Here is a 25,674-nt window from a genome sequence, read left to right on the forward strand (position 1 = left end):
TCCTTCGTTTCCGACTCTATCAGATCTTTCCGATCCGATTTCCTCGGTGCTTTCCGGTCCCGATTTCGACTTTCGTCTTTTTCCGAGGCCTTCCGGCGCTTCTCGACTTTATCAGATTCATTTCGGTCGACCTAATCGGTGACTTCGTGATTCGGATAAGGAATCGAGAGTGGCTCCGAACCGGAGCGAGGAAGAGTCTAACTTGTCAGCCTCGGGCTTGTCCAGCTCCCAGGCAACCGTTTGAATCTACCTCCCCACGCCACCCGTGTCAACGGGTTTTGCGGGCGAAGAGGAGACTAGCAGGTCAGCGGAGTGCTCTGCGAATCAGGCCGCCGTGGGGACCGAGGCCGTGCGGTCCGCCTCCGCCACGTCGCCCGTTTCGCCCGCGCGTGACGCGCGGCCGCCGAGCACGTACACGTACAGGAGGAAGGCCAGCTCGGCGGCGATGCCGATGGCGATGCGGGTCCAGGTCGGCAGGCCCGAGGGCGTCACGAAGCCTTCGATCAGGCCGGAGAGGAAGAGGACCAGGGCGAGGCCGACGGCCATGCCGACGGCGGCGCGGCCCTGTTCGGCGAGGGCGGCGCGGCGGGTCTTCGGGCCCGGGTCGACGAGGGTCCAGCCGAGGCGGAGGCCGGTGCCGGCGGCGACGAAGACGGCGGTCAGTTCGAGCAGGCCGTGCGGAAGGATCAGGCCGAGGAAGACGTCGAGGCGGCCGGCGGAGGACATGAGGCCGATGCCGATGCCCACATTCAGCATGTTGGCGAAGAGGACCGCCAGGACCGGCAGGCCGAGGAACGCGCCGAGGACGAGGCACAGGGCTGCGGCCCGGGCGTTGTTCGTCCAGACCTGGGCGGCGAACGAGGCCGCCGGGTGGCTGGAGTAATAGGTCTCGTACTGACCGCCGGGGCGGGTCATCGCGCGCAGCTCGCCCGGGGCGCCTATCGCGGACTGGACCTCGGGATGGGTGCCGATCCACCAGCCGATGAGGACCGCGACCACAGTGGAGACGACGGCGGTCGGGACCCACCAGTGACGGGTGCGGTAGACCGCGGCCGGGAACCCGGTGGTGAGGAAGGCGGCGGCGTCACGCCAGGAGGCACGGCGTGTGCCGGTGACCGTGGCGCGGGCGCGCGCGACGAGCTGGGTGAGCCGGGCCGTGAGCATCGGGTCGGGTGCGCTGGACTGGATCAGGGAGAGATGGGTGGCCGTGCGCTGGTAGAGGGCGACGAGTTCGTCGGCCTCGGCACCGGTGAGGCGTCGGCCGCGGCCCAGCAGCTGGTCGAGGCGATCCCACTCCGTGCGGTGGGCGGTGACGAAGACGTCGAGGTCCATGATCGGCTGCTGCTCCAGGCACTGGGTGCGTACGGGGTGCGTACGGGCTCGTACAACTGCGGCGCGCTGCGGGTCAGCTTGGCAGACTGGCGTTCGGATCGGGTTCGGCAGGGCGGAGAAGGGGAGAAGGGTGGGCTCCGTGAGCGGGATGGTGACGGGGGATGCCGTCTTTCTTGGGCTTCAGCCCGCGCGGCTGCCGAGCCGGGCGCTGGCTCTGCTGCTCGATCTGCTCGTGGTGTGGGCGGTCTATCTGCTGATCAGCGTCGGCCTTGCGTTCGCCACGGCGTCGCTGGACGAGGCGGCGGTGATGGCGCTGTCGATCGCGTCCTTCGTCCTCGTGCTGGTCGGGGCGCCGATAGCCGTGGAGACGCTGACCCACGGCCGGTCGCTCGGGAAGCTCGCCTGCGGGCTGCGGGTGGTGCGGGAGGACGGCGGGCCGATCCGCTTCCGGCATGCGCTGATGCGGGGAGCGATGGGAGTCGTCGAGATCCTCATGACGTTCGGGTTCGTCGCGTGCGTCGCGTCGCTCGTGTCGGAGCGGGGCAGGCGGATCGGGGACGTGTTCGCCGGGACGCTGGTGGTGCGGGAGCGCGTGGCGTCGACGGCGGGTGCGGTGCTGCCGCCTCCGCCGCCGTGGCTGGTGGGCCGGTTCACGGGCCTCGATCTGTCAGCGGTGCCCGAGGGGCTGTGGCTGGAGATACGTCAGTACCTGACGCGGATGGGCCAGCTGGATCCGGCGATCGGGCAGCGGCTGGCGAAGCGGCTCGCGGGCGAGCTGGCCGAGCGGACGGGAACGCCCGCGCCGCCGGGTGTGCCGGCCGGCGCGTATCTGGCGGGTGTGGTGGCCGAGCGGCAGGCGCGGGACGCTCGGCGGGCGTTCGCGCCTTCGCCGGTGTCGGCGGCGACGGCAGTGGCGGTGTCGGCCGCGGGGGCGGGGACGGTACGGAGTCAGCCGGCGGGACCGGCAGGGGCGGCCGTTCCGTCGGGGCCGACAGTGGCGGGGCCGGCAGCGGCGGGACCGGTGCCGCCGTCGTCGTCGGTCACGGCCTCGGATCCGGCTTCCGCGCCTCCGCCCGCGACCGGGTTCGCTCCCCCGGCCTGAGGTCAGAAGGCGTTCGGCGGGGTCTCGAGTTCCTCGAGCTCGATGCCGGGCGCGGAGAGGACGACGTCGCCGGCGAGGTGGACGGTGTGCCGCTCCCCCGTGTCCAGGGCGCTGACCTGGTACTCCTCCACGATCAGAGGTCCGTTGTCAGTGGCGTGCGCTTCACTGTTCACCAGGGCCCAGGACTGGTCGACCGTCAGCGGGGCGAGGACGGGATCCGTGAAGGCGACGAGCCGGACGCGGGTCTCCGGGGATTCGGGGGTGAGGCGCAGGAGTCGGGAGATCGCGACGAGGAACGCCGGGGACGTGCCGGTGAAGGCGTGGGCGCGCACATTGCCTTCGGTGGCGTGGGTTCCGGTGGGGTCGGTACGGACCCAGGTGACGCCGTCGAGGGCGGCGCCGCGGACCTGCCAGTGCGCGGCGTGGAGTTCGAGGCGGATGGGGCGGCCGAGTTCGTCGATGGCCAGGTCGACGGAGCCGGTGGTCTCGCCGGAGGGGGACGTGGTCCGGGAGAGGTAGCGCCAGCCGGAAGGGCCGGGCGCGCAGTTGAAGTGTTCTTCGCCGAGGGGGGTGTGATCGTGCGGATCATGGAGCGAATAGCGGCCGCGGGGCATGGGTCCTCGGGATGCGTCCTGGAGCGGTAGTCGAGAGACGGGGCAGGCCCCCGGCACGGGGGTGCGGGGGCCTGCCTGTTCCGCTGCGGGTGCCTGCGACGGGCGGGTGCCGGTGTCGTGTGCCGTCACCCGCCGGTCGTCGGATCGGTGCGTCGGAGATGCGTCGGATCAGTAGCGGTAGTGGTCCGGCTTGAAGGGGCCCTCGACCTTGACGCCGATGTACTCGGCCTGCTCCGGGCGGAGCGTCGTCAGCTTGACGCCGAGGGAGTCGAGGTGGAGGCGGGCGACCTTCTCGTCGAGGTGCTTGGGCAGCACGTAGACGTCGGTCGGGTACTCCTCGGGCTTGGTGAAGAGCTCGATCTGGGCCAGGGTCTGGTCCGCGAACGAGTTCGACATCACGAAGGACGGGTGGCCGGTCGCGTTGCCCAGGTTGAGCAGGCGGCCCTCGGACAGCACGATCAGCACCTTGCCGTCGGGGAACGTCCAGGTGTGGACCTGCGGCTTGACCTCGTCCTTGACGATGCCCGGGATCTTGGCGAGGCCGGCCATGTCGATCTCGTTGTCGAAGTGGCCGATGTTGCCGACGATCGCCTGGTGCTTCATCTTGGCCATGTCCGAGGCCATGATGATGTCCTTGTTGCCGGTCGTGGTGATGAAGATGTCGGCGGTCTCGACGACCTCGTCCAGGGTCGTGACCTGGTAGCCGTCCATCGCCGCCTGCAGCGCGCAGATCGGGTCGATCTCGGTGACGATGACGCGGGCGCCCTGGCCGCGCAGGGACTCGGCGCAGCCCTTGCCGACGTCGCCGTAGCCGCAGACGACGGCGGTCTTGCCGCCGATGAGGACGTCCGTGGCGCGGTTGATGCCGTCGATGAGCGAGTGGCGGCAGCCGTACTTGTTGTCGAACTTCGACTTCGTCACGGCGTCGTTCACGTTGATCGCCGGGAACAGCAGCGTGCCGGCCTGCATCATCTCGTAGAGACGGTGAACACCGGTGGTGGTCTCCTCCGTCACGCCGCGGATCTCGGACGCCAGCTGGGTCCACTTCTGCGGGCTCTCGGCGAGCGTGCGGTTGAGGAGCTGGAGGATGTAGCCGTACTCCTCGCTGTCCGCGGTGGACGGGTCCGGAGCGGAGCCGGCCTTCTCGAACTCGACGCCCTTGTGGACGAGGAGGGTGGCGTCACCACCGTCGTCGAGGATCATGTTCGGGCCGCCGGTGGGCGTGTTCGGCCAGGTCAGGGCCTGCTCCGTGCACCACCAGTACTCCTCCAGGGTCTCGCCCTTCCAGGCGAAGACCGGGACGCCCTGGGGGTTCTCCGGGGTGCCGTTGGGGCCGACGGCGATGGCCGCGGCGGCGTGGTCCTGGGTGGAGAAGATGTTGCAGGAGGCCCAGCGGACCTCGGCGCCGAGGGCGACCAGGGTCTCGATGAGGACGGCGGTCTGCACGGTCATGTGCAGCGAGCCGGTGATCCGGGCGCCGGCGAGCGGCTGCTGCTCGGCGTACTCGCGGCGGATCGACATCAGGCCGGGCATCTCGTGCTCGGCGAGGGTGATCTCCTTGCGGCCGAACGCGGCCAGGGACAGGTCGGCGACCTTGAAGTCCTGCTTGGCGACAGTCGTCATGACTGGAGCTGCTCCTCGTGGATCGGTTTCGAGGGGTCGAGTGGGCACCTGGCACCGCGGCTGCGAGGCGACACGGACGTACGCATGGCCTACGCGCATGACCTACGCACGGCATACGAATGCCCGGGTGCTCCCGCGGTGCAGTCGTCGGAGGCCCTCTCTCCCTCGGCCGGTCCAGGTGCGGACCGCCCGACCGCCATCAGCAGCGACGTCTGGCTGGTCACGAATCTACACCGATCGGCGCAGTGACCCACAGTGGCCCATGATCCGGGCCGCCCTCGAACTCGGCCGGATCAGGGCTCGACAAGAGGCGTAGGAGGCTGCCCGGCGCGGGCCGGCGCCATGTGCGAGGCGGGGACGACGGCCGGGGGGAAGGGCGGGTGGAAGGGCGGGTGGAGGCTCGGTGGATAGGGTGCGGGCCGGGCTGGTGGGAGGGGCGGGGAGATGAGACCGGGAAGCACGGCGCGGCCGGGGCGAGGGCTGCGGATCGCGGGCTGGGTGCTGGCCGCGCTCGGGGTGGCGCTGTTCGCCGTGGGGCTGGTGCTGCGGAGCGCGTATCCGGCGCATCGGATCGGGAGCGAGGCGATGCGCCCCACCCACCGGCCCGGCACCATGCTCTACGCCGAGCGGATCGAGCCCTCCGAGGTGCGGCGCGGGGACGTCGTGCTCGTCGCGGTGCCGGAGTGGGGCATCCACGAAGGCCTGGCCGTCGAGCGGGTGATCGGCGTCGGCGGCGATCACGTCACGTCGGACGACCGGCGGTTCTACGTCAACGGCAGGCCGCTCTCCGAGCCGTACGTGGCCGACGGCGGCCCGGTCGCCGGCACGCCGCTCGGCATCGACGTGAAGGTCCCGGAAGGTCGGCTGTTCCTGCTCGGCGACAACCGGGGCAACTCGCTCGACTCGCGCTTCCACCAGGACGGCTCTCCCGGCGGGACCGTACCGGTCGCGGCCGTGAAGCAGCGGGCCGCGGACAGCCCGGCCGGCTCCCTCGCCGCGTTCGGCGCCGCCGCGGCGGGCGTGATCGCGCTGCTCGTCGGGTTCGGGCTCGGGCTCGCCGGGTGGCTGACGGGGCGCTCGGCGCGGCGCGCCGTGCCGCCGCCTCCGCCGCAGCCGTATCCCGTCGGCGGGCACGGTGACGGACACGGCGGCGGGCACGGCGGCGGCGCCTGAACCTTGCCTGGGCAGCCCTGATGCCTGGGGCGTACGCGAGAGGCCCCGGACCCATGGCGGGTCCGGGGCCTCTCGCGTACGGCCGGTGAGTCTCAGGCGCCGGGAGCGGCGGCCTTCTCGCTGTAGATGTCCGGCTCCAGGTAGATGACCCGGGCGATCGGGACGGCGGCGCGGATCCGGGCCTCGGCGGCGTCGATGGCCGTGGCGACCTCGGCGGCGGTGTCGTCGTGCTGAACGGCGATCTTCGCGGCGACGAGCAGCTCCTCCGGACCGAGGTGGAGCGTGCGCATGTGGATGAGGCGGGTGACGGTCTCGCCGTCGACGATCGCCGCCTCGATCTTCTTCACGTCCTCGATGCCGGCGGCCTCACCGAGCAGCAGCGACTTGGTCTCGGCGGCGAGCACGATCGCGATGACGACGAGCAGGACACCGATGCAGACGGTGCCGATGCCGTCCCAGACGCCGTCGCCGGTGGCGAGGGCCAGGCCGACGCCGCCGAGGGCGAGGACGAGACCGACGAGGGCGCCGAAGTCCTCGAGGAGGACGACCGGGAGCTCGGGCGCCTTGGCGCGGCGGATGAAGTCCTTCCAGGACAGGTTGCCGCGCAGCTCGTTCGACTCCTTGATCGCGGTGCGGAAGGAGAAGCCCTCCGCGATGATCGCGAAGACGAGGACGCCGACCGGCCAGTACCAGGCCTCGATCGGGTGCGGGTGCTTGATCTTCTCGTAGCCCTCGTAGATCGCGAACATGCCGCCGACCGAGAAGAGCACGATCGAGACGAGGAAGGCGTAGATGTAGCGCTCGCGGCCGTAGCCGAACGGATGCTGCGGGGTGGCCTCGCGCTGGGCGCGCTTGCCGCCCAGGAGCAGCAGGCCCTGGTTGCCGGAGTCGGCCAGCGAGTGGACGGCTTCGGCGAGCATCGAGGACGAACCGCTGAAGAGGAACGCCACGAACTTGGCTGCGGCGATCGCGAGGTTGGCGGCGAGGGCCGCCACGATCGCCTTGGTTCCGCCTGACGCGCTCATGGGTCTGTCTGTTCCCTTCGTCGGTGCTCCGGCCCTGTCGACGGCAGCTTATTGCCGTTCCTTTGCCGTCGTTCGGCCGGTCATTGTCGCATCAGGCGACGACGGTGGCGCGGAAGACCGTTCCCGTACCGGACAGTTCGGCCTTTTCGCCCGCCGGTACGAACACGGACTCGCCGGGCGCGAGGGCCAGGTCGCCCACGCCGGGACGGCCGGCGGTGGCGAGCAGGATCTGCGGTGTGGCGGCGGTGAGGTCGACCGGGGCCGCGCCCTCGGGCCGTACGAAACGGGAGAGGCGGAACTCGTCGATCGGGGTGTCGTAGACCTCCTCGCCCGACGGCGAGGCCTCGGGGCGCAGGATGCCGGGCTCGGCGGGCTCGAAGCGGACGATGCGCAGCAGTTCGGGGACGTCGACGTGCTTGGGCGTGAGGCCGCAGCGCAGCACGTTGTCGGAGTTGGCCATGATCTCGACGCCGAGGCCGTCGAGGTAGGCGTGCGGGACGCCGGCGCCGAGGTAGAGGGCCTCGCCGGGCTGCAGCGTGACCTCGTTGAGCAGCATGGCGGCGAGGACGCCCGGGTCGTGGGGATAGTGGTGGGCGATCTGCGCGTACGTGGTGTGGACGCCGCCCAGGCGGGCGGCGGCGGCCGCGGCCTCGGCGACGGTGCGGGCCATCTCGGCGGGATCGGCGGTCAGCAGCGCGGTGAGGACCTCGCGCAGCGCGGCCTCCTCCGGGTGGGCGTGGAGGAGGTCGACGTACGGCTTGAGCGAGTCGACGCCGAGCGCGGCCATCTCGTCGGCGGCGGCGACCGGGTCGCGGAAGCCGCACAGTCCGTGGAAGGGCGTGAGGGCGCAGATCAGTTCGGGCTTGTGGTTGGCGTCCTTGTAGTTGCGGGCCGGGTCGTCGAGCGGCAGACCCGCGGCCTCCTCGGCGGCGAACCCGGCCCGCGCCTGGGCGAGATCGGGATGGACCTGGAGGGAGAGCGGGGCGCCGGCGGCGATCAGCTTGAGCAGGAACGGCAGCCGGGGCCCGAACTTCTCGACGGTGGCCGCGCCGAGTTCGCGTACGGGATCGGCGGCGAGGAGATCGCCCAGGGCGCCGCGGTCGGTGCGGGACGGGGCGCTGGGATGGGCGCCCATCCACAGCTCGGCCTGCGGCTCGCCGGTGGGCGCGACGCCGAGCAGCTCCGGGATGGCCGTCGTGGAGCCCCAGGCGTAGGGGCGGACGGTGTTGACGAGGCGGTCCATGGGGCTTCCAGCTCTTTTCAGTGCGGTGGGTGCGGTGATGGACGTGGGGGCGGTGGGCGGCGTGGGCGCCGTCAGCGCCGGGGCCGGCGCATGCGCGGGAGGCGTGGGCGCCGTAAGTGCCGTCGGCGGCGCGGGGGCCGGGGGCGCCGGGCCCACGACGGTGGCCGCAGGCACCGTGAGCGCCGTGGACGCTGTGGACGCCGGGCGCACGGTCGCTGCCGTAGGGACCGTGGGCGCCGCGGATGCCGTGAGCGCCGTACGTGACGCACGTTCCGTCGGCGCCACGGGCGCCCTGCGTGCGGTGGCTGCCGTAGGCACCGCGAGCGCCGCGGATGCCGCGGGCGCCGTACGTGCGGTGGCTGCCGTGGGCACCGCGAGCGCTGCGGATGCCGCGGGCGCCGTAGGCGCCGTGAGCGGCAGGGCCGCCGTACGCGCCGTCGGCTCCGTCGGCGTCGGGCGTGCCGTGGGGTGCTGGGAGCCGAGGTGGACGCGCGGCGGGGTCGGAGGGTGGTGCGGGGCGGGGCCGAGGGTGGGCACCGGGGTGGGCCTATTCGGGCGCGCGGCCCGCGGAGGCCAGGGCCAGGTACACCGCGGCGAAGTCGGTCACGGCGAGCAGCTCCGCGAGGTTCTCGAGCGCGCTGCCCTCCTCCGGCTCCAGTTCGCTGATCGCCGTCTCGTGGCCGAGCGCGACTTCGCGGGCGGCCGGCGCGGCGCTCAGGACGTTGCCCTCGGCCGGGCGGTCGCGCAGCAGGACCACGCGGGCGCGCCGCGTCTGCGGCTCCTCCACGCGGTCGCGGAAGAAGTCGTCCGGGTCCGCGCCCGCCGCGTAGTCGCCGGCGAGCAGCATGCCGTGCGCGGGCAGCGCCTCCGGAAGCTCGGCGGCGAGGGCCGGCAGCCCGGCCAGCTCCGACAGCACGGCCGCGAACCGGCGGCCGGCCGGGCCGGCCACCTCGCCCTCGGTCCACACCAGCGGCAGCGAGTCGGCGAGCTCGGCGGCGAGCGTCTTCGCCGGGTTGCTGTACGTGGCGATCGCCGGGCCGCAGCGTTCCGCCGTACGGTCCAGGCGGTCCGCCACCTGCTCCAGCGCCTCCGCCGGGGCCTCGACGAGGCCGAGCCGGTCGAGGAGCGCGAGCAGCGGTGTGAACAGCGCCCACAGGGCGCCGGGGCTCGCGGCGAGCGTCTCGGCGTACTCCTCGGCCGTCTCGTGCGGCGCCATCGCCATCGGCACCAGCAGGCCGCGCGCGCCGCTCACCGACTCCGCGAGCGGCGAGTCCTTCGGGGCGACGGCGACGACTGTGACACCGCGGCGGTACGCCTGCTCGGCGAGCAGCGCGAGGCCGGGCTCGGAGCCGTCCGTCGTCGGTACGAGGAGGAGGTCGACCGAACCGGCCCAGCCGGGCAGCGACCAGCGCAGGGCGCCGGCGGCGGGAGCGACGCCGGTGGGCTGGAGCCGGATCACCGGGGCCGCGGCGCCCGCGAGCGCGCCCACCAGGTCGGCGACGCCCGCCGCGGCGGTGCCGGGGCCCGCGACCAGGACGGTGCGGGGCCGGCCCTCGGGGCGGAGCTCCGCGATCCCGGCCTCGGCGGCGTGCCGGGCGGCGGTCCGTACCCGCGCTCCCGCTCCCGCGGCGCCGCGGAGCAGACCGCGGCGGTCGGCGAGGGCGAGGGCGTCCGGTGCGTCGAGGAGCGTCTCGTCGAGCATGTGGCGGGCCTCCGGTCGTCGGAGCGGGGCCGGCGGGGTGCCGGCGGCGGCGTTCGTCTTACCCGGGGCTTGTTCCCCGGCTACCTTCCCCGGGATCGCCCCGGGTCGCCCCGGGGCCGCCCCCGGCGCGGCTACTCGGGGCGGCGCGCCTCGTCGACCAGCAGTACGGGGATGCCGTCGCGGACCGGGTAGGCGAGCCCGCAGTCGGCGGAGGTGCAGACCAGCTCCGGTGCTTCCTCCGCCGCCGTACGGTCGTCGAGCGGGGCGTGGCAGGCCGGGCAGGCCAGGATCTCCAGGAGGCCGGCTTCGAGCGGCATGGGCGGGTCCCTTCGGGCGGTACGAACGGTCTCTCGGGCCAGGTCAGCCTACCGCCGGGCCGCGAACGGCGCGCCCGACGCGGGGGCAGGGCGCGGGGGTTACGTTGCGGGGCGGCGGCGGCGGGGAGGGGAACGGCGGGTGACGGGTGGAGGGCGCGGGAGCGTTTTGTGGGGGTGCGGGGTTGCGGCGCGCCGGCCGTCGTGGACCGCGGCCGGCGTGAAGCGCTTGCCCTCGCGGGCGGCTCGGCGCGGGGCGGCGCGGGATGGCGCGGGGCGCCGTGGACGTGCCGACGGTGACCGCGGGGCCGGCGTAGGGCGCGCCGGGCGGCATGGACGGCCAGGGCTGGGACGGCGCCGGCCGGGCGTGTGTCGCGTGTGTTCTCGTGGGCGGGCCGACGTGGGCCGCGCCCGCCTCGTGGGCCGAAACGCCCGCCCTTCGAGGCGGCCACGCCGTCGCAGGTGCGGGGGCGACGCCCGTGCGGGCGCTGTCCCTTGGGCCAGCCGGGACCGGCGGGCCCAAGAGGCCCGCACGCCCCGCGGGGCCGGATGGCCCCAGGCCCGGCAAGGCCCAACGGCCGAGACGGGCACGGGGCCGGGCCTAAGGCCCGAGCCGACCCCGGCCAGTGGGCCAAGCCGGCCGGGGCCGGCCGGGCCTGGAGACCGACCCCGGGCCCTCTGGCCGAGCCGCGCCCGACCCGTGGGTCCTTACGCGCGGACCAGAGCCAGGACCTCGTCGCGGAGGGACTGCATCGTCGGTGTGTCGCGGGCCTCGATGTTGAGGCGGAGGAGGGGTTCGGTGTTGGAGGCGCGGAGGTTGAACCACCAGTCCGCGGAGGTGACTGTCAGGCCGTCGAGCTCGTCGAGGGTGACGCCCTCGCGGTCGGCGTAGGCGGCCTTCACCGCGGCGAGGCGGGCGGTCTGGTCGGCGACCGTGGAGTTGATCTCGCCGGAGGACGCGTAGCGGTCGTACGCGGAGACCAGGGTGGACAGCGGGCCGTCCTGGCCGCCGAGCGCCGCGAGGACGTGGAGCGCGGCGAGCATGCCGGTGTCCGCGTTCCAGAAGTCCTTGAAGTAGTAGTGCGCGGAGTGCTCGCCGCCGAAGATCGCGCCGGTCTTCGCCATCTCCTCCTTGATGAAGGAGTGTCCGACCCGCGTGCGGACGGGCGTGCCGCCGTTCTCGCGGACGACCTCCGGCACGGACCACGACGTGATCAGGTTGTGGATGACCGTGCCGCCGGGGTGCTTGGCCAGTTCGCGCGCCGCGACCAGCGCGGTGATGGCGGACGGCGAGACCGGGTCGCCGTTCTCGTCGACGACGAAGCAGCGGTCGGCGTCGCCGTCGAAGGCGATGCCGAGGTCGGCGCCCTCGGCCCGCACCCGCGCCTGGAGGTCGACGATGTTCTTCGGGTCGAGCGGGTTGGCCTCGTGGTTGGGGAAGGTGCCGTCGAGCTCGAAGTACATCGGGACGACGTCCAGCGGCAGCCCGTCGAACACGGTCGGCACGGTGTGGCCGCCCATGCCGTTGCCCGCGTCGACCACGACCTTCAGCGGCCGGATCGAGGTCAGGTCGACCAGGGACCGCAGGTGGGCCGCGTAGTCGCCCAGCGTCTCGCGTTCGGTGACCGTGCCCTCGGTGGCCGCCGCCTCCGGCGCGCCCTCCTCCGTCCAGCGCTCCGCGAGCGCGCGGATGTCCGCGAGGCCGGTGTCCTGGCCGACCGGGGCGGCGCCGGCGCGGCACATCTTGATGCCGTTGTATTGGGCCGGGTTGTGCGAGGCGGTGAACATCGCGCCGGGCAGGTTCAGCGCACCGGAGGCGTAGTAGAGCTGGTCCGTGGAGCAGAGCCCGATGAGCGTCACGTCGGCGCCGAGGCGGGCCGCGCCGCGCGCGAAGGCGGCGGCGAGACCGGGCGACGAGGGCCGCATGTCGTGGCCGATGACGATGGCGTCGGCGTCCACCACCCGGACGAAGGCGGCGCCGAAGAGCTCGGCGAGCGTCTCGTCCCACTGATCCGGCACCACCCCGCGGACGTCGTACGCCTTCACGATCTGCGACAGATCAGCAGCCACGGATCAACCTCCTGAAGTCTCGGCATGCGGCGTACGCGCGGATGCGGCGCGCGTACGGAACGCCCAAACTACCCGGGAGCGGACCTTGATCAGTTCTCGGGGGAACGCAGCACTCTCAGGTGGCCCCGCCGGCCGATCTCCACGGGATCGCCGCCGCGGGCGCCGCCGCCCTTGCCGCCGCCCGCCTCGGCCGCGCGCTCCTGGGGGCGGGCCGCCTCCCGTACCGCGTTGGCGAGGGCTTCGAGGTCGTCGCCGCTGGGCCGGGCGGGGGCGCCGGCGTCGGAGAGCCGCACGACCTCCCAGCCGCGCGGGGCGGTCAGCCGCTCGCTGTGCTCGGCGCACAGGTCGTAGCAGTGGGGCTCGGCGTAGGTGGCGAGCGGGCCGAGGACCGCAGTCGAGTCGGCATAGACGTACGTCAGTGTCGCGACGGCAGGGCGGCCGCACGCGGTGCGCGAACAGCGACGTACAGGGCTCACGACGTTGGACGGTACCGCACTCTTGAGCGGGCCGCGACGACTCTCCCCCAGGTCACTCCACCGTGTCGCGCTGTGACCTCCGCCACGGGTCGGGTCCGGACGTCCGTTCTGACCTGCGGGAGCGACGGGACACGGCGGCCGCGGCGGGACGCGATCCGGACAACGCGCGGGAGAAATCCGGTCAACCACGGCCAGATGGCCGATCCGGGTCGCCCGGGAAATCGCGCCCGTGCTTGGCCGGAATGCTCAACTTCGGACAGTCGGATCGGTCGTTCGGCGGCGCGGGCCGCTTCGCGGACCGGTCCCGGAACACCTCGGGGAGTTACGCTGCGTCAGTGATGGACAGCATGGACAGTCCCGCGCCGCGCGTACGGCGCCGTGACCGGCACGGCCGGGGCATGCGGGGGCCGGTCGCCCCGCCGCAGGTCCCGCTGTCCGCGAGCCGGGCGGACACCTTCCGCGATCTGGTCCTCGACTCCGTGGAGCGCCTCGAACGGCGCTGGCCGCAGCTCGCGGACGTGGAGTTCATGGTGATGGAGGTGCCTCCGGCGGTGTCGGGCGAGTCGGTGCCGCTGGGCGGCTCGACGCCGGCGGAGAAGAACGAGCCGGCCCGTGTCGTCGTCTACCGGCGACCCGTCGAAATCCGGTCGAAGAGCCGCGACGAGCGGGCGCTGCTCGTCCACGAGGTCGTCGTGGAGCAGGTCGCCGATCTGCTGGGCCTCTCGCCGGAGTCGGTCGACCCGCGGTACGGGCAGGACTGAGGTCGGGCAGGACTGAGGCCCCGGGCAGAGACGCCTCAGAGGCCTGGCAGGCCGGAGAGGCCGGCCGGACCCGTGCGGACCGGGAGGCTCGCCCGGCAGGCGGGCCTGAGAGACCGGAGAGGCCGCCGGGTCCCGAGCGGACCGGGAGGCCCGCCCGGCGGTCTGACAGTCGCGCCGCCCGCCGGGGCCGCGACCACCCGTACGGGCGGTCGCGCCACCCGTACGGGTCGGTCAGTCGTCCAGGACCGACAGGTCCTGGCGTGCCGTCGGGACCTTGACCGTGCTGCGGTCGTCGGTCAGCGGCTGGATCGTGAACATCGGGATGCCGTCCTCCGGCAGCTCCAGCAGCCGCGAGGCGTGCACGGGGCCGCCCGAGAGGCGTTCCACGGTCAGCGCGTAGGAGCCCTTCAGGCCGCCGGGGACCGGCGCGGCGAGCGAGGTCGTCGTGCCCGCCTTCAGCGTCAGGGTCTTGGTGACCTGGGTGCCGCCCTCGGAGCCGGCCGAGGCGGTGACGCGGACCTCGGCGCCGCCGGCGGGTGCCGTCAGGGCGAGCGTGGAGCCCTTGGCCCGGTTGTCGGCGACGGTCGCCCGGCCCTCGATCGCGGCGGTGGCCGGGATGAAGGCCACCTCCTGCTGCTCGCCCTTGCCCCGGACGACGCGCAGCGCGGCCACGACCGGCGTGGGCTTCTTCGGGTCGGCGGGGCTGAGCAGCAGCGAGCCGGGCTCGCCGCGGGTGAGGTCGGGCAGGTCGACGGCGGCGGTCATGCCGGACTTGACGTGGAGGGTGCCCGCGCTCGCCGGGACGATCGTGCCGGTGGGCGTGACCAGCTGGATCTTCAGGTCGGCGTCGTCGTCGCCCGGCGCGTACGCCACCAGCCGCACCGAGGTCGCGTCGGCCGGGATGCCGGGCAGGACGGCGGTGCCGGCCGGGTCGGCGGAGGCCGGGAGCCAGTCGCTGCCGAGCTTCTCGTCGGCCGAGCCGACGACGGCGCCGACGCGGCCGCTGCGGGTGGTCACGTGGACGGTGACGTCCTGCTGGGCCGGGTCGGCGGTGAGGGTGGAGAGCAGGACCGGGACGCTGGAGTGGGCGGGGACCGGAATGCCCTCGGTGACCTGGGACTTGAGCGCGCCCTCGGGGCCGTACAGCTCGATGTCGGCGACGGCCGTGGCGTCGTCGGGGTTGGTGAGGTGGACGTAGTCCTGGCGCTGCTTGGCGGTGGACGCGGCCGGGAACCAGAAGTCGGTGTCCGGGGCGGTGCAGCTGACGCCGAGCAGGCCGCGGGCGCCGCCGGCCGGGACGACGGTGGTCTGCTGGACGGTCCAGCCGGGCGCGAGGGTGCCGTTCGCCGAGCCGGTGAGCGCGGGCACGGCGGCGCCCTCGGCCTCGGCGGTGACGGGTGCGCCGGGCTTGGTGACGGTGGCCGGGGCCTTGGGTTCCTTGCCCTTCTTGGCCGGTGTCTCGCCGGGTGTCGTGGCAGCGGCGGCGACCTTGAGTTCGGCCTTGTCGGTCCGCTGCTCGCCCGAGGGCCGTCCGGCCGGTGCGCCGCCCGTCGTGGGCGCGGGCGGCGTGTAGGAGGTGTAGGTCGTCTCGGCGACCTCCGACGTGCTGGGCACCGGGCAGAGCAGGCTGGTGCGCTCGACCGGGAGCGGCCGGCCGGCGGTCAGGGGCTCGTTCGTGGTGCCGTCGGGGACGGTGAGGGCGGCCACGCCGGTGACGGCGGCGAGGGTGGTGGCGACCGCGATCAGGGAGAGGGTGGTGCGCTTCACGTGTTGCTGCTCCCGTCGGGACGCTGCTGGGGCGGCTGGTGCTGCTGCTCGTAGCCATACGGGTCGTAGGTCTCGTACGGCTGCTGCTGGTCGTAGCCGGGCTGCTGGGCGTACGGGTCGTAGCCCTGCTGCGGGGTGTACGTCTGCGGGTCGTACGACTGCTGCGCGTACGGGTCGTAGGCGTACTGCTCCTGGTACTGCTCCTGGTACTGGCTCTGTTGCTGATCCTGGTGCTGGTGCTGGTCCTGGTAGTAGCCCTGCTGCGCGGTGGCGTACTGGCCGTCCCACTCGGGCTGCTGTCCGTACGCCGGCTGCTCGGGTACGGGTACGGCGACGGGCTCCGCTTCCGGCTGGGCCGCGTCCCCGGCGTTCCCGGCGTTCCCGGCTTCGGCGGCCTCCGCCGCCTCGGCGGCTTCCGCGGCGGCGCGCAGGCGGCGGGCGCGGCGGCCGTCGCCCTCGGCGGCCGGGGCCGGGACGGCGAGTTCCTCGTCGGGCAGGTCGTCGTCGATGTCGCGGCGGCGGCCGGGCAGGGCCAGGACGAGGAGCACCAGGCCGAGGAAGGCCTGCGTCCAGATCCAGGCGGTGTGGGTGAGCGGCTCCTCGTAGGTGAGGTCGAGGCGGCCGGAGCCGGCGGGCAGTTCGAAGCCCTGCGCCCAGCCGTCGACGGTGGTGGGTTCGAGCGTCTTGCCGTCGAGGGTGGCGGTCCAGCCGGCGTCGGCGCGGTCGGCGACACGCAGGACGCGGCCGGCCGGCCCGGCCGGGATGTCGGCGTGGGCCTCTACGGGCCCGGCGGCGACGGTGACCGGCTCGGCGCCCGAGGCACCCGAGGCGGACGTCGCGGACGGGGCGGACGTGCCCGAGGCGGGCACGATCGTGATGCGGGCGACCTCGCGGTCGACCCGCCACAGGGCGCTGCCGTCGAGCTGGCTGAGCCGGGACAGACCGGGAGTGGCGTCGAGGACGCGGCCCATGGCGCGCGGCGCGCCGTCCCGGACGAGGACGTAGCGGATCGCGAAGCCGCTCAGCTCCTCGGTCTGGTCGGCGCCGGAGCCGGCCACGAGGTGGGCGACGACCTCGTCGAGGCGGGGATCGCCGCCGCCGGTGGCGGCGAGTTCGGCGTCGCCGAGGCGGCCGCCGGAGCCGCGGACCAGGGTGTAGGAGACCTGGCCGGGCGTGCTGCCGCCGAGGACGAGGGTGCGGGCCTGGTCGCGGGTGCCGCTCTCCTCGGCGACGAACGCGGGCACCTGGACCGGGTCGCGCCGGGTGAGCGGGCCGTCGGCGCCGCCGATCATCCAGCCGGCCGCGGCGACGACCGGGCCGAGGGCGCAGGCGAGCGCGACGAGCGCGGCGACGGGCTGGCGCCAGCCGAAGCCGTGGGCGGCGACGCGGCTGCGGCCGCCCTCGGCGCCGATCATGCCGGCGGCGAGCAGGGCCGCGCCGTAGACGAGGGTGGCGGGTCCGGACCAGCCGGTGCCGCCGGCGCCGTTGGTGAGGACGGCGAAGAGGAGGCCGGCGAGGGCGGCGGTCCAGGCGGCGCGGACCGCGAGGACGCGCTCCTCGCGCAGCAGGCCGGCGAGTCCGGCGAGCACGAGGCCGACGAGGACGAGTCCGCCGGTGGTGCCGGGGCCGCCGGGGCTGGCGGCGAGCAGGTCGAGGGCGGAGGCCGTGCCCGTACGGATGTCGAGGCCGGCCTCGCGCAGGAAGGCGGAGGGGCTGGTGAGGAGGGAGAGCGACCAGGGCGCGAGGAGGAGGAGCGGGGTGCCGACGGCGGCGAGGAAGCGCAGTCCGTAGGCGGTGATGTCGTCGCGGCGCAGGACGAGCACGCCGAGGCCGAGGACGACGGCGAGCGGCCAGACGACCGGGGTGAAGGCCGTCGCGAAGGTGAGGAGGAAGGTGTACGCCCAGGTCGCGCGCCAGCTGCCGCGCTCGCCCCGCTCCGTGCCGCGCAGGCCGTGTGCGGCGACGGCGGCGCGGGCGATGAGCGGCAGCAGGACGGCGAGGACGGCGGTGCCGAGCCGGCCGGTGGCGAGCGCGCCGGTGGCGGCGGGCAGGAAGGCGTAGGCGACGGCGGCCCAGGCGCGCAGGAGGCGGGACTCGACGATGCCGCGGGAGGCGAAGTAGGCGGTGAGGCCGGCCAGCGGGACCGAGCAGACGAGCAGCACGGTCAGCGCGAAGGAGGTCGAGCCGAGGAAGAGCGCGGAGAGCGCGGCCAGGACGGCGAGGTAGGGCGGGGCGGTCTGGGTGCCGCCGGTGCCGATGGCGTGCCAGCCGTCGGCGTAGCGCGACCAGAGGCCCGCGACGCTGTCGGGCGCGGGCAGCAGGGCGCCGCCGGCGAGCGAGCCGCCGCCGAAGAGGTTGCGGCAGGCGACGACGGAGACGACGAGGAGGAGGGCGAAGAGGACGGGCCCGGGCTTGCGGGCGATCTTCTTCAGCCGGGCGAACTGCTCGATCTCCAGGTAGTCGGCGTCGTCTCCGCCCGGTCCGGACTCGACGGCGCCGTGGCGGGAGCCGCCGGAGTCGGCGTCGGAGCCGCCGAAGTGGGAGGCGAGCTGTTCGGCGGTGGCGCGGACGGTGGCGCCGGGCGCGGGGAAGAGGGAGCGGAGTTCGCTCGCCGGGACGGCCGGGTTCTTGCGCCGCTTGCGGGCGGCGAGGATCTTCTCGGGCCGCAGGAGCGTGGCGAGCAGGCCCATGATCTCGTCGACGGCCTGGCCGGGTGCCTTGCCGACGAGGTAGGCGAGGGTGCGCAGGAGGGTGCCGAGGACGAGGCGCAGGAAGACGTAGGGCAGTGCGGCGCCACGGGTGTTGGCGAGCAGCGTGTAGACGGCGCCGGCCTTGTCGACGCGGTGCGGGTTGGCGGTGGAGCGGCCGGCGCAGTCGACGGTGCGGCGTTCGCGGGCGGAGGCCTCGGCGTGGCGCAGGACGGCGTCGGGTGCGACGAGGACGCGGTGGCCGGCGGCGTGGGCGCGCCAGCACAGGTCGACGTCGTCGCGCATGAGGGGCAGGCGGCGGTCGAAGCCGCCGAGTTCCTCGAAGACGTCGCGCCGGATGAGCATGCCGGCGCTGGAGACGGACAGGACGGAACGGATCTGGTCGTGCTGGCCCTGGTCCTGTTCGCGACGGTCGAGGCCGGTCCAGCGGCGGCCGCTGCGGGCGATGGAGACGCCGGCTTCGAGGAGCTGCTTCTTGTCGTACCAGCCGCGCAGTTTGGGGCCGATGACGGCGGCGTAGGCGTCGGAGTCGGCGACGCGCAGGAGTTCGGCGAGGGCGCCGGGCTCGGGCGCGCAGTCGTCGTGCAGCAGCCAGAGCCACTGGACGGGCTCGCCGTGCGGGAGTTCGGGAAGGTCGTAGGCGTCGTCGCGCCAGGTGCGGGTGTCCGGGTCCCAGCCGCTGGGCCGCTTCAGATAAGGGAGTTCCTCGGGGCCGAGGACGGGCGCGGTGCGGGCGGCCTCCTCGACGGCGGCGCCGAATCCGGTGCGGCGGGCGAGGTGCAGGACGCGGTCGGCTCCGAGCGAGTCCGCGAGCAGCTGGGCGGAGTGGTCGGAGCTGCCGGTGTCGGCGGCGACGGCGTTCTGTACGGGGCGCTCCTGGGCGAGGAGCCCGGCGAGGGCGTCCGGCAGCCAGCGGGCGCCGTCGTGGGCGACGAGCACGGCGGTGACGACGTGTCGCGGAAACTCAGGAGTTGAGGACATCGAGCTACGGGCCCTCCGGCCGGGGGTCGCCCCGGTGAGGGGGCGTGGGTGCGTCTCGGACGGAGGCCCACACTAACGGCTGACACGACGACGGTCCGCCGCCTGTGGATGGAGCACAGGGTGCGGACCGCTGGTTGTGTACGTCGTGTGCGTCTTTGTGTCCGGCGCGGAGTGGGTCTTCGTGCCCGGCGCGGAGTGGGTCTTCGTGCCCGGCGTGCGTCGTCGTGTCCGGGGCGTCCGTCGTGTCGTACGCCGCGGGGCGCCGGTGGCCGGTTTCAGACGGCGGCCTTCTTGAGGCGGCGGCGCTCACGCTCGGAAAGGCCGCCCCAAATACCGAAGCGTTCGTCGTTCTGCAGCGCGTATTCGAGGCATTCCGAGCGGACCTCACAGGCGAGGCAGACCTTCTTGGCCTCGCGGGTCGAGCCGCCCTTCTCGGGGAAGAAGGACTCGGGGTCGGTCTGGGCGCACAGTGCGCGCTCCTGCCAGCCGAGTTCCTCGCCCGCGTCCTCGACCAGCAGTTCCTGGAACGTCTCGGTCATGTGCGCCCCTCGTCTGTCTCTTGCGTCCCCGTGATGTCGCCGTTGTCGATTCCGGATCGATCCGGCCGAACGACACGAGTGAAATTACAAGTTCGTGCTCTGTGCGAGTCAAGCCGAGATCTGCTATTGGGCCCCGTATTCACTCTGCGGAACCAAGCCTATACGGAAAGTGTTCAAATCACCAAAAAACGTGACACATGCCGCGGGCCTGATCCCACCGTCACGCCCCACAGAGAAGGACGCCCGAAACGTGGATCTTGTTGCGATCCAGCCACGGAAGCGATCCGGATCACAGTCTGATCACAAGACCGCGGCCGTGTTTACGGTGACGGATGCTGCGCCATCTCTCCTCGCCTCACGCTGCACAAACCTTTCTCCACGTTCAGTAACCGGATGAGGTGAAACATAGCGCCCAAATCGGGCATTGAGTTGACAGTCGGGTGTCCCTCGCGCCACTTTGGTGGCATGCCAGCGACCTCAGCGCCCGCCGCGACCCACGCCCGTGGGTTCCGCCGCGCTGTCCAGGCGCGCTGTTGCTGTTGCTGTCCCAGCTGTTGACGCGCGTCCTTCCTTCCTCGCGCTCCGGCTTCCCACGCGGTCCCTCCCACGACCGCACCCTCCTTGTATCCAGCATCTGCTCTGCGACACCCCAGCACTTCTGCCGAGGAACCACCGCACCCCATGAACATGGACAGCGACCTTCAGATCGCCGGCGACATCCTTGAGGTCCCGCACCTCCTGCAGCCCGCCCGCGAGCACCCCACCACCGTGGCCGAGTTCGTCGGTCTCGCCCGCGAGATCGCCGCCGACCGGGCCCGGTGGGCCCCGCACGTCGAGTACGACGCCACCACCCGCTGGTACCACCGGCTGCGCACCGGCCCCGGCTACGAGGTCTGGCTGCTCTCCTGGCTGCCGGGCCAGGGCAGCGGAAGCCACGACCACGGCCCGTCGTCCGGCGTCCTCACCGTCCTGTCCGGTGAACTGACGGAGCGTACGGAGCGGGGCGCGCGGAAGCTCGACGCGGGCACCGAGCGGGTGTTCGCGCCCGGCTACGTCCACGAGGTCGTCAACGACTCCCTGGAGCCGGCGGTCAGCCTGCACGTCTACTACCCGGGCCTCACCGAGATGCCGATGCACGAGTCGGTACGCCAGCAGTGCACGGCCGCCGGCCCGGTGCTCCCTCCGGTGCCGGCCGCGCCGGTCGCCCCGGCAACCCCGGTCGCCGCGGCCGCCCCGGCGGTCCTGTCCGCTCCGTCCGCCCCTTCCGCCCCTTCCACTCCGGGAGTCGTGTCCGCCTGACAGACTGCTCTGCATGCGCATTGTGGTTCTGGCCGGTGGCATCGGTGGTGCCCGCTTCCTTCGCGGCCTCAAGCAGGCCGCGCCCGACGCGGAGATCACGGTCGTCGGCAACACCGGTGACGACATCCATCTCTTCGGCCTCAAGGTCTGCCCGGACCTCGACACCGTGATGTACACCCTCGGCGGTGGCATCAACGAGGAACAGGGCTGGGGCCGCGAGGACGAGTCCTTCACCGTCAAGGAGGAGCTCGCGGCGTACGGCGTCGGGCCGGAGTGGTTCGGTCTCGGCGACCGCGACTTCGCCACCCACATCGTCCGCACCCAGATGCTGGGCGCCGGCTATCCGCTGAGCGCCGTCACCGAGGCGCTGTGCGCCCGCTGGCAGCCCGGCGTCCGGCTGCTGCCGATGTCCGACGACCGGGTCGAGACGCACGTGGCGATCGAGGTGGACGGCGAACAGCGCGCCGTGCACTTCCAGGAGTACTGGGTGAAGCTGCGCGCCTCCGTCGACGCGAAGGCCGTCGTGCCCGTCGGCGCCGAGCAGGCGAAGCCCGCGCCCGGTGTCCTGGAGGCCGTCGCCGAGGCGGACGTCATCCTCTTCCCGCCGTCCAACCCCGTCGTGTCCGTCGGCACCATCCTGGCCGTCCCCGGCATCCGCGAGGCCGTCGCGGCCGCGCCCGCCCCGGTCGTGGGCCTGTCCCCCATCGTCGGCGACGCGCCCGTGCGGGGCATGGCCGACAAGGTGCTCGCGGCGGTCGGCGTGGAGTCCACGGCGGCGGCCGTCGCCCGGCACTACGGCTCCGAGCTCCTCGACGGCTGGCTCGTCGACACCGTCGACGCGGGCGCCGTCGCGGACGTCGAGGCGGCGGGCATCCGCTGCCGCGCGGTGCCGCTGATGATGACCGACCTGGACGCGACGGCGGCGATGGCGCGCGAGGCGCTGGCGCTGGCGGCGGAGGCGCGCGAAACCGGCGGAGCCGGCGCATGACGGACCACGGGAGCGGGGCCGCGGCGGGCGCCGATGTCGTCGGCGGTGCGGGCGGTGTCGGCGGTGCGGGGAGCGAGGTCGGCGGTGGGGCCCGTTACGAGGTGTGGGCGCTCGACGGGATCCCGGAGGTCGGGCCCGGCGACGACATCGCCAAGCTGATCGCCGGCGCCTCGCCCTCGCCCGGGCTCCTCGACGGCGACGTGCTGCTCGTCACCTCGAAGATCGTGAGCAAGGCGGAAGGGCGGGTGATCGCCGCCGCCGACCGGGAGGAGGCGATCGACGCCGAGACCGTACGGGTCGTGGCGCGGCGCGGGACCCTCCGTATCGTCGAGAACCGGCAGGGCCTGATCATGGCCGCCGCCGGCGTCGACGCCTCCAACACCCCGGCCGGCACCGTGCTGTTGCTGCCGGAGGACCCGGACGGCTCCGCCCGCCGGATCCGCGCGGGGCTGCGCGAGGCGCTGGGCGTGGACGTCGGCGTGATCGTCACCGACACCTTCGGCCGGCCCTGGCGCAGCGGCCTCACCGACGTCGCCATCGGCGCCGCCGGCGTGCGGGTCCTCGACGACCTGCGGGGCGTGAGCGACTCGCACGGCAACGAGCTGAACGTGACCGTCATCGCCACCGCCGACGAACTCGCCGCCGCCGGCGACCTGGTGAAGGGCAAGGCCACCGGCCGGCCCGTCGCCGTCGTCCGCGGCCTCGGTCATGTCGTCGCCGGCGACGAGGAGCCGGGCGCCCGGGCGCTCGTACGCAACGCGGCCGACGACATGTTCCGGCTCGGCACGTCGGAGGCCGTACGGGAGGCGATGACCGCGCGGCGTACCGTACGGGAGTTCACCGACGACCCGGTCGACCCGGGCGCGGTACGGCGGGCCGTCGCCGTCGCCGTCACGGCGCCCGCACCGCACCACACCACGCCGTGGCGCTTCGTGCTCCTGGAGACGGAGGCGGCGCGGCTGCGGCTGCTCGACGCGATGCGGGACGCGTGGATCGCGGACCTGCGGGCGGACGGCAAGTCGGAGGAGTCGATCGCCAAGCGGGTGCGCCGCGGCGACGTCCTGCGCAACGCGCCGTACCTGATCGTGCCCTGCCTCGTCATGGACGGCGCCCACCACTACGGCGACCCGCGCCGCGACGCCGCCGAGCGCGAGATGTTCGTGGTGGCGGCGGGCGCGGCCGTGCAGAACCTGCTGGTCGCGCTGGCCGGTGAGCGGCTGGGCTCGGCGTGGGTGTCCTCGACGATGTTCTGCCGCGAGGTCGTACGGGACGCGCTCGGCCTGCCGGCCGGCTGGGACCCGATGGGCGCGATCGCGGTGGGCCGGCCGGCGGCGCCGCCGAAGGAACGGGCGGTACGGCAGGCGGGCGCGTTCATCGAGGTGCGGTGAGCGGGGGCGCGGGGCCGAGGTCGGGCTCGGGTCTCACCATTTCGTGATGTCGCCGGGCGTCATCCGTGGCGCCCGGCGGGCCGGGACCCGGCCGCTGAGCAGGATCAGCCGGGCGGCGCGGTGACGCTGGCCCTCATACGGGGCGAGCAGCTCCAGCATCGCCGCGTCGTCCGCCGTCCGGTCGCCGGCGAGCGCCCAGCCGACGATGCCGGGCAGATGGAGGTCGCCGGTGGTGACCTCGTCCGGGGCGCCGTTGCTGCGCTGGATCGTCTCGGCGGAGGTCCAGGGGCCGATGCCCGGGATCAGTTCGAGGCGCTTGCGGGCCTCCGGCGGGGCCATGTGCGCGGCCTCCTCCAGCCGCGCGGCGGCGCGGGCAGCGCGGACGACGGTGGCGGAGCGCTTGCCGTCGACGTTCGCGCGGTGCCACTCCCAGGACGGGATCATCGCCCAGGTGCGGGCGTCGGGCATCACGTACATGCCGTCCGGCGCGGGGCCGGGCGCGGGCTCGCCGTACGTGCGGACGAGCACCCGCCAGGAGCCGTAGGCCTCGTGCGTCGTGACCTTCTGCTCCAGGATCGACGGGATCAGCGACTCCAGGACCAGACCGGTGCGGGTGAGGCGCAGGCCGCGGCGGGCGCGGTGGGTGAGGGCGAGGAGTTTGTGGCGCGGGACGAAGGCGGTGGGGTCGTCGTCGGCGCCGAGCAGCGCGGGCAGCCGCTCGAGCAGCCAGGACCCGCCGGGCCCCCACGCCTCGGCGGCCACGCCGCCGGCCGCGCGCATCCGCACCCGGATGGTGCCCGGACCGTCGGGCGTCCGGCTGGCCCGCCAGACGGAGCCGTCGGGGGTGGCCCGGAAGGTGGGGTCGGCGGGGCCGCGGCGGAGGGGGCCGAGGGTCAGACCGAGGTCGAGATCGAGGTCGAGGTCGAGGTCGAGGTCGTGGGAGCGGGGAAGGGGGATGTGGCCGCCGCGGATGGTGGTGCGGGTGGTCTGGATACGTGAAGCGAAGCGGCCGGCCATGCCCCGAGCCTATCCGCGCCCGCACCTCCTCGCCCCCACGTCCCCCGCGCCCGAGCCTTCGCCCGCGCCGCCGTGGGCCGCGCCTCCGCCCCGTGCGGGCTCCGCCCCGCGCCCATGTGGGCTGGCGCCCTCGCCTCCCTCGTTGTGGGCATTCGTTCCGCTGGGGCGGAACGGGTGGGCACAACGGACGGCGCCCCTTGCCGGGCCTAGGCTCCCGCGCCTTGACCCGCACCCGAAGCGCGCCGTGCTGGTGGTGCGGGTTCAGGCGCAGGTGCGGAACGCGCCCGCAAGGGCGCCGTCCCGTGTGCCCACCCGTCCCGCCCCAGCGGGACGAATGCCCACACGGAGCTGGACCGGGGCGCCGCGCAAGCGGGCGCGGCCCGCACGAGGGCGGTCGGGGCTGGGCTACTGGTCGGAGGAGAAGCGGATGGTGGCTGGGGGGAGGGTGGCGTTGCACCAGACGCGGATGCCGTCGCGCAGTTCGTTGTCCGCGCCCACCCGCGCCCCGTCCCCGATCACCGCTCCCGTCACCACCGTGCGCGCGCCGATGTGGGCGCCCGCGCCGATGAGGGAGTCGGTGACGACGGCGCCGGGTTCGACGATCGCGTCGGCGAGGACCGTGGAGCCGGAGACGCGGGCGCCGGAGCCGATGACCGCGCCCGCGCCGACGACGGTGCCGCCGGTCAGCTTGGCGTCGGCGGCGACCTCGGCCGTGTCCAGGATCAGGCGGTCGCCGCAGCGGCCGGGCACGGCCGGCGAGGGGGCGCGGCCGAGGACGAGGTCGGCGGAGCCGCGGACGAAGGCCTGCGGGGTGCCGAGGTCGAGCCAGTACGTGGAGTCGACCATGCCCTGGAGGTGCGCGCCGGAGGCGAGCAGGTCGGGGAAGGTCTCGCGTTCGACGGAGACCGGCCGGCCGGCCGGGATGGTGTCGATGACGGAGCGCCGGAAGACGTAGGCGCCCGCGTTGATCTGGTCGGTGACGATCTCCTCGGGCGTCTGCGGCTTCTCCAGGAAGGCCGTGACGCGTCCGGTGCCGTCGGTGGGGACGAGGCCGAAGGCGCGCGGGTCGTCGACGCGGGTGAGGTGGAGCGAGACGTCCGCGCCGGAGGTCTGGTGGGTGTCGACCAGGGCGCGGATGTCGAGTCCGGTGAGGATGTCGCCGTTGAAGATCAGGACGGGGTCCTCGGGGCCCGAGTGGAGCCGGGAGGCCACGTTGCGGATGGCGCCGCCGGTGCCGAGCGGTTCCTCCTCGGTGACGTACTCGATGCTGAGCCCGAGCGCCGAGCCGTCGCCGAAGTACGGTTCGAAGACCTCGGCCAGGTAGGACGTGGCGAGGACGATGTGGTCCACGCCGGCCGCCCGGGCCCTGGCCAGCTGGTGCGTCAGGAAGGGGACGCCGGCCGCGGGGACCATCGGCTTGGGCGTGTTGACCGTCAGGGGACGCAGCCGGGTGCCTTTGCCACCGACCAGGAGAATCGCTTCGGTCACCTGTCGTCTCTGCTTCCTGTTCGGGTCCGGTCTCGTCGCCGGGGAGGCGTCGCTTCGCCCGTCC

At 73.7% G+C, this 25,674-nt stretch carries 20 protein-coding genes; 6 read left to right on the forward strand and 14 right to left on the reverse strand.

Features of this window, described 5'->3' with window-relative positions; translation table 11 throughout:
* Window positions 1–324: 324 nt before the first annotated feature.
* A complete protein-coding gene (locus ACIGO8_RS33695; protein ID WP_399738764.1) occupies window positions 325–1,332 on the reverse strand; it encodes a stage II sporulation protein M in 1,008 nt (335 codons plus the stop codon).
* A gap of 148 nt (window positions 1,333–1,480) precedes the next feature.
* On the opposite strand from ACIGO8_RS33695, the gene ACIGO8_RS33700 reads away from it, so the two are divergent.
* On the forward strand, window positions 1,481–2,434 hold the full coding sequence (locus tag ACIGO8_RS33700; RefSeq protein ID WP_399738842.1) for an RDD family protein: 954 nt from the start codon (window positions 1,481–1,483) through the stop codon (window positions 2,432–2,434).
* Between the two features lie 2 nt (window positions 2,435–2,436).
* Here the strand turns inward: ACIGO8_RS33700 and ACIGO8_RS33705 are convergent, their stop codons facing one another.
* Window positions 2,437–3,048, reverse strand: a complete 612-nt coding sequence (locus tag ACIGO8_RS33705) for a hypothetical protein (RefSeq protein ID WP_399738767.1) — start codon at window positions 3,046–3,048, stop codon at window positions 2,437–2,439.
* A 168-nt stretch (window positions 3,049–3,216) separates the two neighbouring features.
* Window positions 3,217–4,671: an adenosylhomocysteinase gene (ahcY, locus tag ACIGO8_RS33710; protein WP_399738770.1), complete on the reverse strand. Its 1,455-nt coding sequence runs from the start codon at window positions 4,669–4,671 to the stop codon at window positions 3,217–3,219.
* Between the two features lie 444 nt (window positions 4,672–5,115).
* Between ahcY and lepB the strand changes: the two genes are divergently transcribed.
* Window positions 5,116–5,844 (forward strand): signal peptidase I, encoded by a 729-nt coding sequence (gene lepB, locus ACIGO8_RS33715; RefSeq protein WP_399738773.1) that lies wholly within the window; start codon window positions 5,116–5,118, stop codon window positions 5,842–5,844.
* Window positions 5,845–5,936: 92 nt separating this feature from the next.
* Here the strand turns inward: lepB and ACIGO8_RS33720 are convergent, their stop codons facing one another.
* From ACIGO8_RS33720 to ACIGO8_RS33745, 6 genes are all read right to left on the reverse strand, one after another.
* Window positions 5,937–6,869 (reverse strand): cation diffusion facilitator family transporter, encoded by a 933-nt coding sequence (locus tag ACIGO8_RS33720; protein ID WP_399738776.1) that lies wholly within the window; start codon window positions 6,867–6,869, stop codon window positions 5,937–5,939.
* Window positions 6,870–6,960: 91 nt separating this feature from the next.
* Window positions 6,961–8,112 (reverse strand): mannose-6-phosphate isomerase, class I, encoded by a 1,152-nt coding sequence (manA, locus tag ACIGO8_RS33725; RefSeq protein WP_399738780.1) that lies wholly within the window; start codon window positions 8,110–8,112, stop codon window positions 6,961–6,963.
* A gap of 547 nt (window positions 8,113–8,659) precedes the next feature.
* A complete protein-coding gene (locus tag ACIGO8_RS33730; RefSeq protein ID WP_399738783.1) occupies window positions 8,660–9,814 on the reverse strand; it encodes an SIS domain-containing protein in 1,155 nt (384 codons plus the stop codon).
* A gap of 131 nt (window positions 9,815–9,945) precedes the next feature.
* Window positions 9,946–10,131, reverse strand: a complete 186-nt coding sequence (locus ACIGO8_RS33735; RefSeq protein WP_399738786.1) for a Trm112 family protein — start codon at window positions 10,129–10,131, stop codon at window positions 9,946–9,948.
* Between the two features lie 705 nt (window positions 10,132–10,836).
* Window positions 10,837–12,198 (reverse strand): phosphomannomutase/phosphoglucomutase, encoded by a 1,362-nt coding sequence (locus ACIGO8_RS33740; RefSeq protein WP_399738789.1) that lies wholly within the window; start codon window positions 12,196–12,198, stop codon window positions 10,837–10,839.
* Window positions 12,199–12,287: 89 nt separating this feature from the next.
* A complete protein-coding gene (locus ACIGO8_RS33745) occupies window positions 12,288–12,725 on the reverse strand; it encodes a DUF3499 domain-containing protein (protein WP_399738845.1) in 438 nt (145 codons plus the stop codon).
* A gap of 287 nt (window positions 12,726–13,012) precedes the next feature.
* Here ACIGO8_RS33745 and ACIGO8_RS33750 point away from each other — a divergent pair, with 287 nt between their 5' ends.
* Window positions 13,013–13,435, forward strand: a complete 423-nt coding sequence (locus ACIGO8_RS33750) for a metallopeptidase family protein (protein WP_399738848.1) — start codon at window positions 13,013–13,015, stop codon at window positions 13,433–13,435.
* Between the two features lie 231 nt (window positions 13,436–13,666).
* Here the strand turns inward: ACIGO8_RS33750 and ACIGO8_RS33755 are convergent, their stop codons facing one another.
* The 3 genes from ACIGO8_RS33755 to ACIGO8_RS33765 form a co-directional block, all read right to left on the reverse strand.
* Complete coding sequence (locus ACIGO8_RS33755; protein ID WP_399738792.1) at window positions 13,667–15,202, reverse strand: DUF5719 family protein; 1,536 nt, start codon at window positions 15,200–15,202, stop codon at window positions 13,667–13,669.
* Window positions 15,199–18,891, reverse strand: coding sequence for a glycosyltransferase (locus ACIGO8_RS33760; RefSeq protein WP_399738795.1), 3,693 nt, complete (start codon window positions 18,889–18,891; stop codon window positions 15,199–15,201). Before ACIGO8_RS33760 ends, ACIGO8_RS33755 begins: the two co-directional genes overlap by 4 nt.
* A 275-nt stretch (window positions 18,892–19,166) precedes the next feature.
* Complete coding sequence (locus tag ACIGO8_RS33765) at window positions 19,167–19,430, reverse strand: WhiB family transcriptional regulator (RefSeq protein WP_389215982.1); 264 nt, start codon at window positions 19,428–19,430, stop codon at window positions 19,167–19,169.
* Between the two features lie 681 nt (window positions 19,431–20,111).
* Between ACIGO8_RS33765 and ACIGO8_RS33770 the strand changes: the two genes are divergently transcribed.
* Genes ACIGO8_RS33770 through ACIGO8_RS33780 form a run of 3 tightly spaced genes read left to right on the forward strand, consistent with a single transcriptional unit; the run spans window position 20,112 to window position 23,105 of the window.
* The gene (locus ACIGO8_RS33770; RefSeq protein WP_399738800.1) at window positions 20,112–20,729 is read left to right on the forward strand and encodes a cysteine dioxygenase; all 618 of its coding nucleotides are present in this window, start codon (window positions 20,112–20,114) and stop codon (window positions 20,727–20,729) included.
* A gap of 13 nt (window positions 20,730–20,742) precedes the next feature.
* Window positions 20,743–21,717 (forward strand): 2-phospho-L-lactate transferase, encoded by a 975-nt coding sequence (gene cofD, locus ACIGO8_RS33775; protein WP_399738803.1) that lies wholly within the window; start codon window positions 20,743–20,745, stop codon window positions 21,715–21,717.
* Complete coding sequence (locus ACIGO8_RS33780; RefSeq protein WP_399738806.1) at window positions 21,714–23,105, forward strand: coenzyme F420-0:L-glutamate ligase; 1,392 nt, start codon at window positions 21,714–21,716, stop codon at window positions 23,103–23,105. Before cofD ends, ACIGO8_RS33780 begins: the two co-directional genes overlap by 4 nt.
* Before the next feature lie 33 nt (window positions 23,106–23,138).
* Here ACIGO8_RS33780 and ACIGO8_RS33785 read toward each other — a convergent pair whose 3' ends face one another.
* Window positions 23,139–24,122 (reverse strand): DNA-3-methyladenine glycosylase family protein, encoded by a 984-nt coding sequence (locus tag ACIGO8_RS33785; RefSeq protein ID WP_399738809.1) that lies wholly within the window; start codon window positions 24,120–24,122, stop codon window positions 23,139–23,141.
* 405 nt (window positions 24,123–24,527) lie between these two features.
* Window positions 24,528–25,610, reverse strand: a complete 1,083-nt coding sequence (locus ACIGO8_RS33790; protein ID WP_399738812.1) for a sugar phosphate nucleotidyltransferase — start codon at window positions 25,608–25,610, stop codon at window positions 24,528–24,530.
* Window positions 25,611–25,674 lie beyond the last annotated feature (64 nt).

This window comes from Streptomyces sp. NPDC053493 (assembly GCF_044544825.1).
In the GTDB taxonomy this organism is placed as follows: Bacteria; Actinomycetota; Actinomycetes; order Streptomycetales; family Streptomycetaceae; genus Streptomyces.